At 73.0% G+C, this 15,929-nt stretch carries 11 protein-coding genes and 2 tRNA genes; 6 read left to right on the top strand and 7 right to left on the bottom strand.

The genetic code is table 11. The annotated features are described in order from the left end of the window. Positions 1 to 49: 49 nt before the first annotated feature. The 3 genes from ACH4LD_RS21845 to ACH4LD_RS21835 all read right to left on the bottom strand — a co-directional run bounded on the left by ACH4LD_RS21845 (position 50) and on the right by ACH4LD_RS21835 (position 2,531). The gene (locus ACH4LD_RS21845; RefSeq protein ID WP_398054913.1) at positions 50 to 922 is read right to left on the bottom strand and encodes a DUF2797 domain-containing protein; all 873 of its coding nucleotides are present in this window, start codon (positions 920 to 922) and stop codon (positions 50 to 52) included. A gap of 120 nt (positions 923 to 1,042) precedes the next feature. Further along, on the bottom strand, positions 1,043 to 1,921 hold the full coding sequence (locus ACH4LD_RS21840) for a DNA-binding protein (RefSeq protein WP_398054985.1): 879 nt from the start codon (positions 1,919 to 1,921) through the stop codon (positions 1,043 to 1,045). 190 nt (positions 1,922 to 2,111) lie between these two features. Next, positions 2,112 to 2,531, bottom strand: coding sequence for an HGxxPAAW family protein (locus tag ACH4LD_RS21835; RefSeq protein WP_398054912.1), 420 nt, complete (start codon positions 2,529 to 2,531; stop codon positions 2,112 to 2,114). Between the two features lie 87 nt (positions 2,532 to 2,618). Here ACH4LD_RS21835 and ACH4LD_RS21830 point away from each other — a divergent pair, with 87 nt between their 5' ends. Beyond that, entirely contained in the window at positions 2,619 to 3,110 is a 492-nt protein-coding gene (locus ACH4LD_RS21830; protein ID WP_398054911.1) for a MarR family winged helix-turn-helix transcriptional regulator, read from the top strand. A gap of 39 nt (positions 3,111 to 3,149) precedes the next feature. Here the strand turns inward: ACH4LD_RS21830 and ACH4LD_RS21825 are convergent, their stop codons facing one another. Continuing rightward, on the bottom strand, positions 3,150 to 3,827 hold the full coding sequence (locus ACH4LD_RS21825) for a GAP family protein (protein WP_398054910.1): 678 nt from the start codon (positions 3,825 to 3,827) through the stop codon (positions 3,150 to 3,152). Between the two features lie 358 nt (positions 3,828 to 4,185). On the opposite strand from ACH4LD_RS21825, the gene ACH4LD_RS21820 reads away from it, so the two are divergent. The 3 genes from ACH4LD_RS21820 (at position 4,186) to ACH4LD_RS21810 (ending at position 7,431) form a co-directional block, all read left to right on the top strand. Then, complete coding sequence (locus ACH4LD_RS21820; protein WP_398054909.1) at positions 4,186 to 4,776, top strand: hypothetical protein; 591 nt, start codon at positions 4,186 to 4,188, stop codon at positions 4,774 to 4,776. 117 nt (positions 4,777 to 4,893) lie between these two features. Then, positions 4,894 to 6,246 (top strand): Dyp-type peroxidase, encoded by a 1,353-nt coding sequence (locus tag ACH4LD_RS21815; protein WP_398054908.1) that lies wholly within the window; start codon positions 4,894 to 4,896, stop codon positions 6,244 to 6,246. A gap of 54 nt (positions 6,247 to 6,300) precedes the next feature. Continuing rightward, positions 6,301 to 7,431 carry a catalase family protein gene (locus ACH4LD_RS21810; RefSeq protein WP_398054907.1) on the top strand — a complete coding sequence of 377 codons (1,131 nt, stop codon included), beginning with the start codon at positions 6,301 to 6,303 and terminating at the stop codon, positions 7,429 to 7,431. 187 nt (positions 7,432 to 7,618) lie between these two features. On the opposite strand, the gene ACH4LD_RS21805 is transcribed toward ACH4LD_RS21810, so the two are convergent. Continuing rightward, positions 7,619 to 7,691 (bottom strand) — tRNA-Arg (locus ACH4LD_RS21805). Positions 7,692 to 7,895: 204 nt separating this feature from the next. After that, a tRNA-Ser gene (locus ACH4LD_RS21800) sits at positions 7,896 to 7,986 on the bottom strand. A 166-nt stretch (positions 7,987 to 8,152) separates the two neighbouring features. Between ACH4LD_RS21800 and ACH4LD_RS21795 the strand changes: the two genes are divergently transcribed. Together ACH4LD_RS21795 and ACH4LD_RS21790 are read left to right on the top strand one after the other, a co-directional pair. Continuing rightward, a complete protein-coding gene (locus ACH4LD_RS21795; protein ID WP_398054906.1) occupies positions 8,153 to 8,623 on the top strand; it encodes an SSI family serine proteinase inhibitor in 471 nt (156 codons plus the stop codon). Between the two features lie 226 nt (positions 8,624 to 8,849). Continuing rightward, on the top strand, positions 8,850 to 14,054 hold the full coding sequence (locus tag ACH4LD_RS21790) for a PAS domain-containing protein (RefSeq protein ID WP_398054905.1): 5,205 nt from the start codon (positions 8,850 to 8,852) through the stop codon (positions 14,052 to 14,054). Positions 14,055 to 14,140: 86 nt separating this feature from the next. Here the strand turns inward: ACH4LD_RS21790 and ACH4LD_RS21785 are convergent, their stop codons facing one another. Then, a complete protein-coding gene (locus tag ACH4LD_RS21785; RefSeq protein ID WP_398054904.1) occupies positions 14,141 to 15,817 on the bottom strand; it encodes a long-chain fatty acid--CoA ligase in 1,677 nt (558 codons plus the stop codon). Positions 15,818 to 15,929 lie beyond the last annotated feature (112 nt).

The raw sequence follows: 15,929 nt of genomic DNA, 5'->3' as shown, positions 1-15,929 counted from the left end.
CTGTGATTTCCCTGAGAAACGCACAGGCGTTCCTCAGGGAGCACCCGGGTCAGAACAACCCGTCCGGTTCCCTCCTGAACTCCCGCACGGGAAAGGCGCATCCGGCCGCCACCGACTCCGGCGGCGCCAGCTCCCAGCCGGTCATCAGCCGCGTGTCCAGCACGACGACCCCGCGAGCGCCGGCCGCCAGATGGAGATCGGGTCCGGCGACCGCGACCAGCTCACCGCTCACACCCCCGCCGGGAACGAGTTCAACCACCTCCCCGAACGCGTCCGGCCCCGCACCGAGCCCGAAGACCCCGACGTGGTCGACCACTTCGCAGGGCTCGGGCCGCAGGGACTCCGGCCACCCGGCGAGCGCGACGGCCCGCGCGTGCAGTTCGCGCACCTCGGCGGCCCGCTCCGCCTCCGTCCCCGGCAACGCCGAGCGCACCGCACGCTTCTCCGCGTACGGAATCCGGTCCGGCACCCGCAGCGCGGCGCGCAGCAGCTCCTCGGTCCGCCGGGCGGCCATCAGCGGGCCGGTACCGAGCCAGCTGAAACAGACCGCGCCCTGCTCCAGCAGCCGCGCCGGCCCCCGCTCGACGGCGGTGATGCCGACCTTCACCATCCCCGGCCCGAACCACGCCAGATACACGCGGTACGGCCGTGGATCGTCGGCGATCGTGTCGGCGGCCACGGAGTGCGCCCGGTCCAGCCGCGCGCACTCCTCGCACCGGGCCCCCGTACTCCGCCCCGGCACGGCGGCCCGCACCGGACAGACGTGCCCCCGCGCCCCCACACACGTACGCCGTCCCCCCTCCGGCACCGCGAAGGCGACCCGCTTCCCCCGGGGCAGCGCACTGCGCCGCCCGCCGTCCCACTCCAGCACCGGACCGCCCGCCGCCCACCGCAGTCCCGCGCACTTCCAGACCTGTGCCATCACTCGTGAGGGTAGAGGGTGGGTCTGACAACGGCTGTGGGCGACGGGTGGGGGTACGGTTGGCGACGGCCCGAAGCCGCAACTCCGTTTTGCGGCTTCGGGCCTTCCTCCGGTGCGCTGCTACGGCAGCACGTACACCGGCATCCCCCCGGCCCCCACTCCCGACTGGCGCATGCAGCCCCGCTTGATCAGCATGCGCACGCAGTCGTGCACCCGGTCGAGCGCGAGCCCGGTCCGCTCCGCGACCTCCTCCAGCCGGCAGTGCACCGGCCCGCGCACCAGCGCCGGGGCGAGGTAAGCGGCCACGGCGCGCACGTCCTCGGTCACGACGAGGTTCTTCGCCCGCCAGGTCGCGAGGAGCTGCTGAGGGGTCACCGCCGAGCGGACGGGGCCGGGCGGCCGCAGGCGGTCGGCGATGAGATCGAGGGTGTCGGCGATCCGCCCGAGCACGTCGTGCACACCACCGGCACGGCCGGCGAGGGAACCGAGGTGGTCGTCGACCCGACCGAGCTGTGCGTCGGTACGGCCCAGCTGATCGGTGACGCGCCCCAGGTGCTCGTTGGCCAGACGCATCTGCTCGATCCGCTCGATCTGCGCGACCGCCAGCTCCTCGTCCGCCCGGATGTTCCGCTCCTCCAGCCGGACGATCGCGTCGGCGACCTGCTGGGGCATCAGGTAGGCGGTGGTGCCGCCCGGGGCGGGTTGTACGGGGGCGGGGTCGAGGGAGTAGGAGCCGTCGCACTGGATGGTCTCGATGACCTCGCAGACCCAGCTCTTGAAGAGGCGGCACTCCAGCCTCGTGCAGGCGTTGACGAGCGCGATGAGGCCACGGAGATTCACCATCCGCATCGACTTCTTGAGCCCGTGACCTGCAATTTTGCGCAAGGCGTCTGCTCCATGGACGCTTCGTGCAAGATCCTCAAGCGACTGATGACAGTGCGGTGCAACATGCCACAACAAGGCTTGCCGCGTGTTTGCGTACCCCAGGTTGCTCGCCACGCCCACCGCCGGGAACCAGTGCTCCCCGTCCGGCGTCGTCAGCCTCCGCACCCGCGCCCCCGTGGCCGCGAACCTGCTTCGCTCCCGTCGGCTGCTCCGACGGGGTGTCGTTCTGCTCGTTCATCGAGCATCACCTCCACCCCGGAAGCCAGGGTCGGCGATCGGCAACTGCCGTTCGAAGAAAGCTCGTTCACTCGACAGGGGACAGAGGGATCGATTCGGCAGGAATCGCACCCGGCGCCGAGGCCGAGACGGAGCCCGAGACCGAGGCCGGCGCAGAGGCCGAGACCGAGCCCGGCTCCCCGGCCGACCACTTCCGCCCCCGCCCCGCCAGCCGGCACCCGACGCACTCCGCGTGCCCCTGCCGCGCCTGCGCGTCCCGGACCCGCATGCCCCACTGTTCGCGCGGCCGCACCCCGGGCGGCTTGCCCCAGCCGGACAGGTGCAGGGCCCAGGTCACCAGGACGCTCACCGCCACCACGGCCAGCCCGGCACCGACCACGGGGAGCGAGGCCGTACAGACCCCCAGCCCCACCACGGCGCTGCCCGCGGTCGCGATGGCGACGCCGGTCCAGCCGGCGATCGTGTGACCCTCGTCGTACAGACTCATGGAACCGCCTCCAGGGGACGACCCAGTTCCCTCACGGGCTAAGAAATTTACACTCCGAATATCTCACGAACTAAGGGATTACGAAAGATGCACGGCACGCCGCGCCCGCCCGCCACCCCGGCCCAGGCGCTGTCGGCGATGGACCACCTCATCGCCGCCCACCTCATCGGACAGCAGGAGCTGGCCCGGCGGCTCGGACTGAACGTCACCGACCTGACCTGTTTCGCCTTCGTCCTGGAGGCCGGCGACGAACTGCTGACGGCGGGCGACCTCGCGGCCCGCGCCCACGTCACCACGGGTGCGGTGACCGGCATCCTCAACCGCCTCGAACGCGCCGGCTACGTCACCCGCCGCCCCGACCCCACCGACCGCCGCCGGGTCCGCGTGGCCGCCGTACCGGACGCCGTCAGCCGCGTCGAGGCGGTGTACGCGGGCCACTACAAGCGCCTGACGGTCCTCTTCTCCGACTACTCCCCGGAGGAACTCGCGATCATCACCGACTGGTTCACCCGCGCCACGGCCCTGGCCCACGAATACCTGGAGAAGCTGAACCGCAACGACCCGGCCGAGGAGTGCTGACCCCGGGGCACTCGGCCGCGAAGCGCCGGGGCCGGCCCGTCAGGAGGTGATGACGGAGATGCCGTCCCCCAGCAGTTTCAGCCCCAGAACGAAGAACAGGACCGCCATCACGGCGACATTGTGCTGAGCTGCCCAGTCCTTCCAGTTCCCGAGCGTGGTCCTGGCCCGTGCTCCGCCGAGGAGGAAGACGCCGAGCGGGACCAGCAGGCCGAGCGTGGCGATCACGACGAAGATCGCAAGTGATGCGATCTGCTGCCCGACCGGAAGGCCGGCCGAGCCGATCGCGGCTCCCGCGGCGATGGTCAGCGGGGCGTTCTTGGCGTTGAGCGCGGCCAGGGCCGTGCCGAGTCCGAAGACCTTGACCGGCGTCAGGCGGTCGATGGCGCCCATCCACTTCGGCAGCTTCGCCTGCGAGGGATCCTTCGGGCGCCGCCGCCACTGACGGGCGCCGAAGAGGAGGAGGAGCAGGCCGAGCGCGAGCTTGAGGGCTCCCACCCAGGTGGCCGGGTGCTTGTGCGCCGAGGCACCCGCCGGGGAGGCGATCGCCAGCATCACGGCGCCCAGTGCCGACAGTCCGAGGAGCCAGCCGACGGTGAAGAGGATTCCGTTGAGACGTCCCCGGGGCGTGGCCAGGATGAGGATGACGGCGATGACCGGAAGCGGGCTGACCGCGACACCGGCCGCGAAACCCAGCACGTCACCGAGAACTGCGCCCATGGCTGCCTCCAGCTGGGGTCAGGGTGGCGATCCCGTTGAGCAATGGACCGTTGGGGGAGGCGAGTGCCCCGGCCGCCTGCCCGGCGCGAGGGGTTCTTGTGCAAAGGTCGCGCCGCGGCTTCGCGGCCTCGGGGAAACGGCGGACCGGGAAGGTTGACGACCCCGTGCCCGGCACGCACGGCCCACTCCCATCTTCCTGCGCCCGGCTCGATCTGTCCTCGGCAGCATCGGCTCGCGCCGCGTCTGCCGAGGTGCGAGGCCGCGCATCTGTGGCGAACATGGACTGGTGAGGGCGATGGTGCCCCGCGTTCGGGTGCTTGGTGACCCTCACCCCGATCCGTGGCAGGGGAGTCTCCCGATGACTGCAACGGCACAAGCGAACCAGTCGGCCCACCCCGAGCGTCCGGGCAGATCGGACGGGGTCTGCAGCGAGTTCACCGTGTTCACCGAGATCAAGCCCGGCCATGCGGACGCGTTGCGGGAGGATCTCGCCGCGATGGCCGACGCGGCGGAGGACGAGAGGGTCCACGCGGCGTTGCGCCAGATCGGCACCCTGCATGACGCCCGGCACGTGATCTTCGACAACGACACCCGGTTCATGTTCGCCAGCGTCTTCGACGGCTCGTGGGACGCGTACATCGACGACTTCGCCAAGACGGTGGTCGGGGAGCGCTTCGACAAGGTCTTCTCGCACAGCGTGGGGTTCCCCGGCGTCAAGGATCCCGGGGCGAAGGACTGGTTCATCGCTCACCAGGCGCCCGCGGGTGTCTTCGTCAGCGCCTATCCCGATCTGACCGTTCAGCAGATCTACAAGGACCACCGCGTGGAGGAGGCGTTCGAAGAGGTGCTGGACACCGCCGAGTTCCGCGCGGCACTGGAGAACCCGGCCAACGCGGACCTGGTGAACACGCCTGCCTTCCAGAAGCTGCTGGAAGAAGCCTCGGCCTAGATCCCGGGCACGGCTGTCCCGCAGAGCCGAGGCCCCTTCGGGGAAGCGCGTCAGCGGGCGCGGACCCGCCGCTGCGGGGCTGTCAGGACAGCGACCGATGCGGAGGCGCATACGATCATGAGTACGGCAGACAGTGGCAGCGCGACCGGTGTACGCGTCGAGGTCGAGGACGTCCAGAGCGGGGCGCTGCGCCCGCGACCCGTCCCCTACGAGGGGAAGTTCGTCTTCCTGCGTGTCGACGACCGCCACGCCGGGCGTGCCCTGCTGCGGCGGCTGCTCCCGCTGACCTCGGGCGGCCTGCCGGACGTGGACCGGAGCCGGGACGCCTGGGTGGCCGTGGCGTTCACCTATCAGGGACTGAGGGCGCTCGGGGTGCCGCAGGAGTCGCTGGACAGTTTTCCGCGGGCGTTCCGTGAGGGCATGGCCGCCCGGGCGGAACTGATCGGTGATGTGGGCGAGAACGCCCCGTCCCACTGGGAGAAACCGTTCGGGACGGGCGACGTCCACATCGCGTTGAGCGCCCTCGCCTCGGACGCGGCGCGACTCGGACGGGCACTGGAGGAGGCCCGAGTCGCCTATCAGGCAACCCCCGGTGTGCAGGTGATCTGGGAACAGGACGTCCACCAGCTTCCGACCGGACGCACCACCTTCGGCTTCCGGGACGGCATCAGCCATCCGAACATCGAAGGGGTCGGACTGCCCGGCTCCAATCCGCAGGAAGCCCCCATCAAGGCCGGCGAGTTCATCCTCGGCTATCCGGACGAGACCGGCAATCTGCCGCCCATGCCCAGACCCGATGTGCTGGGACGCAACGGAACCTACGTGGCCGTTCGCAAGATCCACACCAACGTGGCGGCCTGGCGCCGGTATCTGCGTGCCAACAGTTCCGACGCCGAGGAGGAAGCACTCCTGGCGGCGAAAATGATCGGCCGCTGGCCGAGTGGCGCACCGCTGACGCTGACGCCGGAGCACGACGACCCCGAACTGGCCGCGGACCCGCAGCGCGTCAACAACTTCCTGTACCGGGAGAACGACGACCGCGGCCTGCGATGCCCCGCCGGCGCGCACATCCGCCGGAACAACCCCCGCGACGCCACCATCATCGGCGACGCGCGGATGCACCGGATCATCCGCCGCGGCACCACCTACGGTCCGCCGCTGCCCGAGGGCGTGCTGGAGGACGACGGTGCCGACCGGGGCCTGGTGGGAGTCTTCATCGGGGCCCATCTCGAACGTCAGTTCGAGTTCATCAAGTCCGAATGGGTCAACGACGGCAACTTCATCGGCTACCCCGGCGAGCAGGACCCGGTGGCCGGCCATCACGACGGAACCGGCAGCGTCACCATTCCCGGCAAGCCGGTCCGGCGCCGCCTGCGGAACCTGCCCAGCTTCGTGGTCACCCGCGGCGGCGAGTACTGCTTCGTACCGGGTCTGCGCGCCCTGCGCTGGCTCGCCGAACTGGAGGGCTGACGGGAAACCCCATCCCTGCGGTCCGATCTCGCTCTCCGAGGAGAGGTCGAAGTCATGGCAGCACAGTTCGTCCCCTACACGCCTGACGTCGAGGTGCAGGACCCGGACTTCGACCGGCACGTGCAGACGGTGATCGAGAAGACCGAGAACTACATCGCCGAATCCATCCAGGCGGGTGGCACCGGACAGGCCCTGCGCGACGCCCACGCCAAGGGGTACGGACTGGTCCGCGGGGAGGTCGAGATCCTGGACGGGCTGCCCCCCGAGTACGCCCAGGGCATCTACGCGACGCCCGGAACCCACGACGCGCTCATCCGCTTCTCCAACGGCTCGCCGCACGCCGGAGCCGACGCGCGACTGGGCGCCGCCACCGGACTGGCACTGAAGCTGTTCGACATCCCCGGCCCGACCCTGCTGGAAGACGAACCGGACACGGGCACCTTCGACTACGCCAACATCAACGGCCCGGTCTTCTTCTGCAACACGGTCGAGCACTACCTCTTCATCCAGGAGCTGTTCCTCGACGCGCCGGCCTACTTCTCCCAGGGCCGGCCCGGCGCCCACCGCTTCTTCACCGAGTTCGTGACCGGCAAGGGAACGCTGGACCAGGACGACTGGGCATGGGACGAGTTCCTGGCCTTCCTCCGCCTGTCGAAGACCCCTCCGGCGAACGTGCTCCTGTCGAGCTACTGGACGATGGGCGCCGTCAGGCACGGCGACTACATCGCCAAGGTGCGCATCACTCCCGACCCGGACCGTGCCGCAGCGGTGACCCGGCGCACCATCGACCCGTCCTCCGCGCAGGAGGTGTTCCGACCGGCCCTCCAGGCCGAGCTGCGGGAGCGGCCCTACGCCTTCGACATCCAGGTCCAGCTCTGCACCGACCTGGAACGCATGCCGGTGGAGGACACCACCGTGGAGTGGCCCGAGCGACTGTCGCCGTCCGTCACCGTGGCCAGGCTGCGGCTCCCGCAGCAGGACATCTCCGGCCCGGAGAACCTGGCGAAGATGGACTCACTGTCCTTCACACCCTGGAGGGTCACCGCCGAGCACGCCCCTCTGGGCAACATCATGCGGGCCCGCAAAGAGGTCTACCGACACTCCTCCATCACACGCCACAAGCTCAACCAGCAGCCGCGGACCGAGCCACGCAGCGCCGACGAGGTACTCGGCCCGGCTCGATGACACGCCGGAGCCCCCAGGGCGCATCGGCCCACCCCTCACCCCCCTGGCCGACGGCGGGCCGACGATCGTCGCGCCGAAAGCCTTCCGATGCCATGGACGGCGCCGGCTGATGCGGTCGCTGCACTTGACTGCTGTACGCCCCTGAAACGCAAGAGGCCCCGGATCTCTCCGGGGCCTCTCGTCTGTGCGCACTCGGCAGGATTCGAACCTGCAACCTTCTGATCCGTAGTCAGATGCTCTATCCGTTAAGCTACGAGTGCTTGTTCTTTTGTTTTGCCCCCGCTCCCGGCCCTTTCGGCCCGCTCGCGGCGACAGGAAGAACATTACATGACTGCCGCCGTCATGTGAAATCCGATCCGCATACCCCTTGTGACCTGCGGAAACGTCGGCAGGGGGCGAGGAGGCGGCAGGGGCCGGGGAACGCCGAAGCCCCGGTCCTGGGGACCGGGGCTTCGGGATGAGGGCGGAGGCGGAGGGATTTGAACCCTCGATGGGCTTTAAGGCCCAAACCGCATTAGCAGTGCGGCGCCATAGACCGGACTAGGCGACGCCTCCAGCACAACCGCTCACGCGAGCGCGCGAGTGGTGCGTGCAGATGATGACACAGTCGAGCACCGCGTCACCAATCGCCCCCCACGGTACTAGGCACCTGGGCCGCAGAGCAAAGGGCTTCTCCCCCGGCGGGGCGCAACGTCCGGGGCGGGGACGCGTTGGAAGGGGTATGGATTCCGTGCTGCCGGGCGCCGGACGGCGCCTTCTGCTCGCGTCGCTCTCCGCCGCCGCTTCCCTCGTCCCCCTCACCGCCGTGCCCGCCGCCGCGGCCGGCGCCGTGCCGCCGCCCGTCCGGCCGGATGACCAGGGTGATCACCTCACCGTCGTGGTCCGGCACGCCGGGGCGAGGCGGGACGGGACGTACGAGGTGCGCTGCCACCCCAGTGCCGGGCGGCATCCGGACGTCGCCGAGGCCTGCCGGGTGCTCGACGCGCACACGCGGTGGGGGCGCGATCCCTTCGCGCCTGTTCCTGACGGCACCACCTGCACGATGCTCTACGGCGGCCCGGCCACCGCCCGTGTCACCGGGACGTGGGCCGGCCGCCCGGTCGACGCCTCGTACGACCGCGGCGACGGGTGCGAGATCGGGCGGTGGGACCGGATGGTGCCGCTGCTGCCGCGCATGGGCGGGCCGGCGTAGCGGGCGGTGGGCGGACGCATTGGTTCCGTAAAGGTCCCGGGGAGGACTCGGGGAGCCGGCGCATACGGTCACGCGTTCGCCGTCACTTCCTCGTGGGACCTCCCTCTCATCCGGCGCCCCGAGCGCGACCCGTGCCCTTAGACTCCCTCGCGTGACACGTCGCGGGCCGGTTGGCAAGATGGCCCGAGCGGTCGGCAAGGTGCGGTAACAGGGAGGAAGGCGTCTCGTGAGCAGCAGGCCATCCCGAGGCGCTGCTCGCCTCGCAGCCATACTCGACGCGCTGCCGGACGCGTTGGTCCTGGTCAACGCCAACGGAACCGTCGTCAACGCCAACACCATCGCGCTGGAGGCCTTCGAGACGCCCGGTACGGCTCTCGTGGGGCGCGGGCTGCTCGATCTGCTGCCCGAGTTCGACTCCCGGCTCATCCCCGGCTCCATGCGGCGGCCCGATCACATGGATCCCACGGGACGGACCAAACCGACCCGGATGGTCGCGCGGCGGACCGACGGGACCGAGTTCCCGGTCGAGGTCACCAGCGCGAACCTGGAGAACGGGCAGCAGGCGTACGACGGTTACGGCTACACCGGCGACGAGCTGCTGATGATCGTGGTCCGGGACCTGTCCGGGACCGTGGACACCGAGGCCGAGCTGGCCCGGTCGCAGCGGCAGACCGAGATGATCCTGCGGGCGGCGGCGGAAGGTGTCGTGGGCACCGACACCGACGGACGGATCGTGCTCGTCAACCCGGCCGCCGCCCAGATACTGGGGTACCGGGCCGGTGAGCTGGGCGGCAAGGAGCTGCACACGCTGGTGCTGCACTCCCGCGCCGACGGCTCGCCCTTCCCGTACGACGAGTCGCCGCTCGCCGACACCCTGCGCTCCGGCCGCAAGCACCGGGTGCGCGGGCAGGTGCTGTGGTCCAAGGGCGACCAGAAGGTGCCGGTCGACCTGACCACCGCACCGGTGCGCGACGGCGACCAGCTCGTCGGCGCCGTGATGACCTTCACCGACCGGCGGCCGTACGACGCGCTGGTGGAGGAGAAGGCCGCGCTGGAGAAGGCGCACGCCGAGGAGCTGGAACGGCTCTCCGAGGAACACGCCTCCGACCTGACCGCGCTGCGCCAGCAGCACGTCACCGAGGTCGAGGAACTGCGCGAGAAGCACACGGAGGAACTGGCGGCGGGCGAGGAGCGGTACGCGGCGCTCGCCGAGCGGGAGAAGGACAGGTACGAGGCCCTCGCCGGGCGGCACGAACAGTTGCTGACGCTGCTCGGGCAGTCGCTGCGCGGACCGCTGGACGAGCTGCGCCGCGAGCTGTCCGCGCTCGCCGCCGACGACGCCGGGCAGCTGTGGCCCGAGGCCAACCAGGTGCTCCACCACCTCTCGGCCGGCTACTCCCGCATCACGACCCTCATCGACAACGTCCTCGGGTACCAGCGGCTGGACGCGGGCACCGAGGACATCACCCGTACGAAGGTCATGCTGGACGCCGTCGTCGCCGCCGGTGTGGACGGGGCCGTCGAGCTGATCGGGCCGGGGCGCGTGCAGTTCGCCGTCCACGCTCCGCCCATCGAGGCCGAGGTCGACCCGCAGCGGCTCGCCACGGCGCTCGCGCACCTGGTCGCGGACGTCGCCGGGGTCGACGCCACCGGCAACACGCCCGTCTCGGCGGGCGGTTACCTGGACAACACCGTCGTCGTGGCCGCCGCGCAGCGCGGTGAGGTCGCGCGGATCGAGGTGCGCGGCCCGTACGCCGGCGGGGACCCGGTGCACGAGCCGATCGTGCGCGGGATCGTGCGGGCCCACGGCGGTGTGCTCCAGACGCACGAGGTGCCGGGCATGAGCGGCAGCGCGTACGTGCTCGAAGTACCGCTCGGCGGCGGGGCGGGCGCGGTCGCGGCAGGGGCCGCGGGGGCGGCCGGTGCCGCCGAGGCGCCGGTCGCGGTGCGGGTGCCGGACGGTGGTGAGGGCGGCGAGGACGACGCCGGTACGGCGGGGCAGGGCCCCGCCGGCGGCCGGCGGCGGGCCCGGCGGGCCTCCACGGACGCCTTCCTGGACAGTGACGTGGCCGGCGCGGGTGACGCCGGTGACACGGAGGCGCCCGCGCCGACCGGACGGCGCCGGCGGCGTGCCGCCGCCCCCGCCGAGGAGGCTGCCCCCGTCCCGGCCGAGGGCACGGAGACCGCGTCCGGCGGGACCGGACGCCGCCGCGGCCGGCCCGCGGACAACGCCGGTGCCGGTGCCGGTGAGGGCAACGCCGAGGGCGTGTCCGAGGGGTCCGTGGTGACCTCGGCCGAACAGGGCGCGGGGGCCGCCGCCTCCGGTACGGGACTCGGTGGCACCGTGCCGCCGCAGGGCGTGCCCGTGCCGACGGGCCGACGCGCCCGCCGCGACTCCGGTGCCCCGCAGGCCGCGCTGCCTCCGGCGCTTCCGGCGGCGGGCGGCGAGCCGGGTGCGCGGGCGGTTCCGGCCGAGGGTGCCTCCGTGGTGCCGGCACAGGGTGGCGAGGCGGTTCCGGCCGAGGGCGCGCAGCCGACGGGACGGCGCCGACGGGCGCTGGCCGCGGCGGCGGAGCGGGCCGCGGCGCAGGAGGCGGGCGGCGCGCGTACGGTCTTCGCCCTGCCGCCGGCCGAGGCGGACCGGTCCCCGGACACCCCGGGCCCGGAGAGTGGTGCGGCCGAGGCCATGGGTACGGGCGCGGGTGTGGCCGTGCCGGTGCCGCCGGGTGGCGGTGCGGGTACGGGGCCGGGTACGGGGGTCCCTGTGGCTCCGGGTGCCGGGGTTCCGGTGACTCCGGGGACGGGGGCTCCTGTGGCTCCGGGCGCCGGAATGCCGGTGGCTCCGGGGACGGGGGCTCCTGTGGCTCCGGGCGCCGGAGTTCCCGCCGGCCCTGACGCCGGTGCTCCTGTCAGCCCGCACGCCGGTGTCCCTGCTGGTGGCCCCGTCGCTCCCGTTGCCGGCGTTCCCGCCGGTGGCCCCGTCGCTCCCGGTGCCCGGACTCCCGTCGCCCCAGGTGCCGGTGCGCCGGCAGCCTCCGGCACCGACGCCGGCGCCCCCTTGGCTCCCGGTGCCGTGGCCCCGGCCGTCCCCGGTGCAGGTGCCGTAGCCCCAGCCGTCCCCGGTGCCCCCGGTGCGCCCAGTGCGGGTCCCGCCGTCGGCGGGCGGACCGGCGTCCCCGGTCCGGTGGCCGGTGCAGGGCCGTTGCCCGGTCAGGTGCAGGTTCCCGCCCAGATGCCGGTGTCCGTCGAGGGCATCCCCGGTGATGACGGCCGGCACGACGCCGTACCGCTCGACCAGGCCGAGGACCACACCCCGCCGCAGCCGCATCCCACCAGCGCACCGACCGGCCGACGCCGCCGGGCCGTGGCCCAGCCCGCCGAGGCCGCCCGGGCGATGACGCCCGCGACCGGGCAGACACCGCCGCAGCCCCTTCCGGCGTCGGCCGCTTCCGGCCAGGTCCCGCAGGGTACGGCCGTACCGCCGGCCCCCGGTCAGGGGATCCCGGCGCACAGCGATCCGGCGCAGGGGGCGGCCGGGCAGGGCAGCCCCGTCCAGGCCGGTCCCGTTCCCCCGGCCGGGCAGCCCGCCGCCCAGGCGCAGGGTGCCGTGCCTGCGGGCCCCGGCGCCCAGCCCGGCACCACCGCCCCGGGCCAGCCGGCAGCGGGAGGCCGACCGGCCGCACCGGCCCCGGGTACGCCGGGCCACCTCGCTCCCGCCCACGGCACGCCCGCCCCTGTCGCCGCTGGTCAGCCCGCACCCGCCCCCGCCGCACCGGCCCCGGCCACGCCCGCCCATGGCACGCCCGCCCATGGCACGCCCGGCCAGGCCCCGCAGGGCCAGGGCACCGCTCCCCACCTCGCTGTCGCGCAGCCGGGCACCCCGGCCGCCGGTACTCCGGTGGCGTCCCCGGGTGCGCTGCCGCTGCCGGCCGAGGCAGCCGCGGGTCAGGTGCCCGCGGGGGCGCAGGGGGCCCAAGCCGCGCCCGTGCCGCCCGGCGTCCCGCAGCAGTGGCCGGGCGCCGACGACACCTCCGGCACGGGAACCCCCAGCCCGGCCCCCGGCACCCCCGCCGCCGCCGTCCCGCAGCAATGGCCCGGCTCCGGGGACACCTCCGGTGCCGGGGTTCCCGCCGGTGGCCGGCCGCAGCGGGTCGCGATGCCGCTGCCCGCCGAAGCCGCCGGTGGCGCCCCCGTCGACCCGGACTCGACGCAGGGGCGGGCGATCAGCGTCCGTACGCTCGGGCAGGGCGTGCCGTTCGCGCGGCAGGCCGCCCAGGTGCAGCAGCCGACGGCGACCCCGCCGCCGCACGCGCCGGGCGGTTCGGGCCGGCGGCGCAAGCTGGGCACGCGTCCCGAGCCGGCACCCGCCGGCCAGGAGCCCCGGCCGGACCAGGCGGCCCGGCCGCACCCGTCCGCCGAGCCCGCGCCCGCGCACCCCGCGCCGGCCGGACAACCGTCACTCGGCGGCCAGACCTCGCTCGCCGGGCAGCCGACCCCGCCGCACCCCTCGCCCACCGCCCCGGCACCCGTGCCGCAGCCCTCGCTCGGTGGGCAGGCGCGGCCGGCGCAGGGTACCGAGGGGGGCGGGCGGTCGTACGCCATAGGCGCCCCGGGGCCCGATGCCGCCGAGGGGCCGGAGCCGCTGGACGGTCCCGGCGGGGCCGTGGAGGTGGCGGACACCCCGCGTCCGCAGCCGCTGGACGACGAGCTGCCCCCGGAGCCGCTGGACAACCCGCGCCGGCTGCTGGTGTGGCCCGCGCCGGACGTGACGACCCAGCAGGCGCTGAGCGACCGTGGCTACCGGCCGGTGATCGTGCACTCGCGCGAGGAGGTCGACGCCCAGATCGCGGCCTTCCCCGCCGCGCTGTTCGTGGACCCGCTGACCGGACCGATCACGCGGACGGCGTTGCAGTCGCTGCGTCAGGCCGCCGTGGCCGCCGAGGTCCCGGTGCTGGTCACGGCCGGGCTGGGGCAGGCGACGCGCGAGGCGGCGTACGGCGCCGACCCCGCCGTACTGCTGAAGGCGCTGGCTCCCCGGGACAGCGAGCAGCATCCTCCGCGGGTGCTGCTCATCGAGGAGCACGCGGAGATCGCGCTGGCGCTGACCGCGACGCTGGAGCGGCGCGGGATGCAGGTGGCGCGGGCCGCGAACGACAACGACGCGGTGACGCTGGCGGGGCAGTTCCGGCCGAACCTGGTGGTGATGGACCTGATGCAGGTGCACCGCCGACGGGCCGGGATCGTCGACTGGCTGCGGGCGAACGGGCAGCTCAACCGCACCCCGCTGGTCGTCTACACCGCCGCCGTCGACCCGGCCGACCTGCCCCGGCTGGCCTCCGGCGAGACCGTGCTGTTCCTCGCCGAGCGGTCGACCAGCGGTGAGGTGCAGTCGCGGATCGTGGACCTGCTGGCCCGGATCGGCACGAACTAGCGCCCCTGTGTCCGACGAGCGGTCCGCGGGCCGCCTCCCCTTCCGGGGGGCGGCCCGCAGGCGTTCTCAGAGCCCCGCAGGGGTTCTCAGAGCCGGGTGACGTCCAGGCGCCCGTCGGCGTACTGCCGGCGCAGCACCTTCTTGTCGAACTTGCCCACGCTCGTCTTCGGTACCGACTCGACGACCGTCCAGCGCTCGGGGAGCTGCCACTTGGCGATGCGGCCCTCCTCGGCGAGGAAGGCGCGCAGGGTCTCGAAGTCGGCGGTCGCGCCCGGCCGCAGGACGACCGTGGCCAGCGGGCGCTCGCCCCACCTCTCGTCCGGTACGGCGACCACGGCGGCCTCGGCGACGTCCGGGTGGGACATCAGCGCGTTCTCCAGCTCGACGGAGGAGATCCATTCGCCGCCGGACTTGATGACGTCCTTGGCGCGGTCGGTGAGGGTGAGGAAGCCGTCGGGGGAGATGGTGCCGACGTCTCCGGTCTTCAGCCAGCCGTCCTCGCTGAACTTGTCGGCGGGGCGCAGCGGTTCGGCGTCGGGGCCGTTGTAGTACGCGCCCGCGATCCAGGGGCCGCGCACCTCCAGCTCGCCCGCCGACGCGCCGTCCCAGGGCAGGCGTTCGCCGCCGGGGCCGGTGAGGCGGGCCTCGACGCCGGCCGGGAAGCGGCCCTGGGTGAGGCGGTAGGCGAACTCCTCGTCGGTGCCCGCCGCGTGGGCCGGCGGGCGGGCGACCGTGCCGAGCGGGGAGGTCTCCGTCATGCCCCAGGCGTGGCAGACCCGCATGCCCAGCTCGTCGAAGGCCGCCATGAGGGAGGGCGGGCAGGCGGAGCCGCCGATGGTGACCTGGGTGAGGGAGGAGACGTCACGGGGTGTGGCGTGCAGCTCGCCGAGGAGGCCCTGCCAGATGGTCGGGACGGCCGCCGCGTGGGTGGGCCGTTCGCGCTCGATCATCTCGGCGAGCGGGGCGGGCTGCAGGAAGCGGTCCGGCATCAGCATGTTGACGCCGGTCATGAAGGTGGCGTGCGGCAGGCCCCAGGCGTTGACGTGGAACTGCGGGACGACCACGAGGGAGGTGTCCTGGTCGGTCAGGCCCATCGACTGGGCCATGTTGACCTGCATGGAGTGCAGGTAGATGGAACGGTGGCTGTAGACCACGCCCTTGGGGTCGCCGGTCGTGCCGGAGGTGTAGCACATGGCGGCGGCCCGGCGTTCGTCCAGCTCGGGCCAGTCGTAACCGGTCGGGCGGCCGGCGAGCAGTTCCTCGTACTCGTGCACCCGGGCGGTGGCGCCCTGGAGCGGGGCGCGGTCGCCGGGCCCGGACACGACGATGTGCTCGACGGTGGGCAGCTTGGGCAGCAGCGGCGCGAGCAGCGGGATCAGCGAGCCGTTGACGAGGACGACCTTGTCGGCCGCGTGGTCGACGATCCACACCAACTGCTCGGCCGGCAGGCGCAGGTTGAGCGTGTGCAGCACCGCGCCCATGGACGGGATCGCGAAGTACGCCTCGACATGCTCGGCGTTGTTCCACATGAGCGTGGCGACCCGGTCGTCGCCGGTCACGCCCAGCTCGTCCCGCAGGGCGTGTGCCAACTGGGCGGCGCGGGCCCCGATCTCGGCGAAGGTGCGCCGCTGGGGCTCCGGTTCCCCGGTCCAGGTGGTCACCCGCGACGAGCCGTGGACCGTCGACCCGTGGGTCAGGATCCTGGAGATCAGCAGCGGTACGTCCTGCATGGTGGCCAGCACGGCGTTCCTCCCGGGCGACATTGCCTACGCGGTAGTAGGGGGGTGCGCTGATTCTGCGCACATACCACGCGGTATGTCACTAGGGGGTGTGTCACTGAGGGGGAGGAAATCCCGGTCGGCGGAAGGGGGAAGC

This window comes from Streptomyces sp. NPDC017676, from assembly GCF_044329325.1.
GTDB lineage: Bacteria > Actinomycetota > Actinomycetes > Streptomycetales > Streptomycetaceae > Streptomyces.
Note: the sequence above shows the minus strand (reverse complement) of the source record. Positions and strands in the feature narration are given on the sequence as shown.

Bases quoted from the DNA above. Each gene is read 5' to 3' on its own strand.
- ACH4LD_RS21845 (WP_398054913.1), bottom strand. From the start codon at position 922: ATGGCACAGGTCTGGAAGTGCGCGGGACTGCGGTGGGCGGCGGGCGGT.
- ACH4LD_RS21835 (WP_398054912.1), bottom strand. From the start codon at position 2,531: ATGAGTCTGTACGACGAGGGTCACACGATCGCCGGCTGGACCGGCGTC.
- ACH4LD_RS21830 (WP_398054911.1), top strand. From the start codon at position 2,619: ATGCACGGCACGCCGCGCCCGCCCGCCACCCCGGCCCAGGCGCTGTCG.
- ACH4LD_RS21825 (WP_398054910.1), bottom strand. From the start codon at position 3,827: ATGGGCGCAGTTCTCGGTGACGTGCTGGGTTTCGCGGCCGGTGTCGCG.
- ACH4LD_RS21820 (WP_398054909.1), top strand. From the start codon at position 4,186: ATGACTGCAACGGCACAAGCGAACCAGTCGGCCCACCCCGAGCGTCCG.
- ACH4LD_RS21815 (WP_398054908.1), top strand. From the start codon at position 4,894: ATGAGTACGGCAGACAGTGGCAGCGCGACCGGTGTACGCGTCGAGGTC.
- ACH4LD_RS21810 (WP_398054907.1), top strand. From the start codon at position 6,301: ATGGCAGCACAGTTCGTCCCCTACACGCCTGACGTCGAGGTGCAGGAC.
- ACH4LD_RS21795 (WP_398054906.1), top strand. From the start codon at position 8,153: ATGGATTCCGTGCTGCCGGGCGCCGGACGGCGCCTTCTGCTCGCGTCG.
- ACH4LD_RS21785 (WP_398054904.1), bottom strand. From the start codon at position 15,817: ATGTCGCCCGGGAGGAACGCCGTGCTGGCCACCATGCAGGACGTACCG.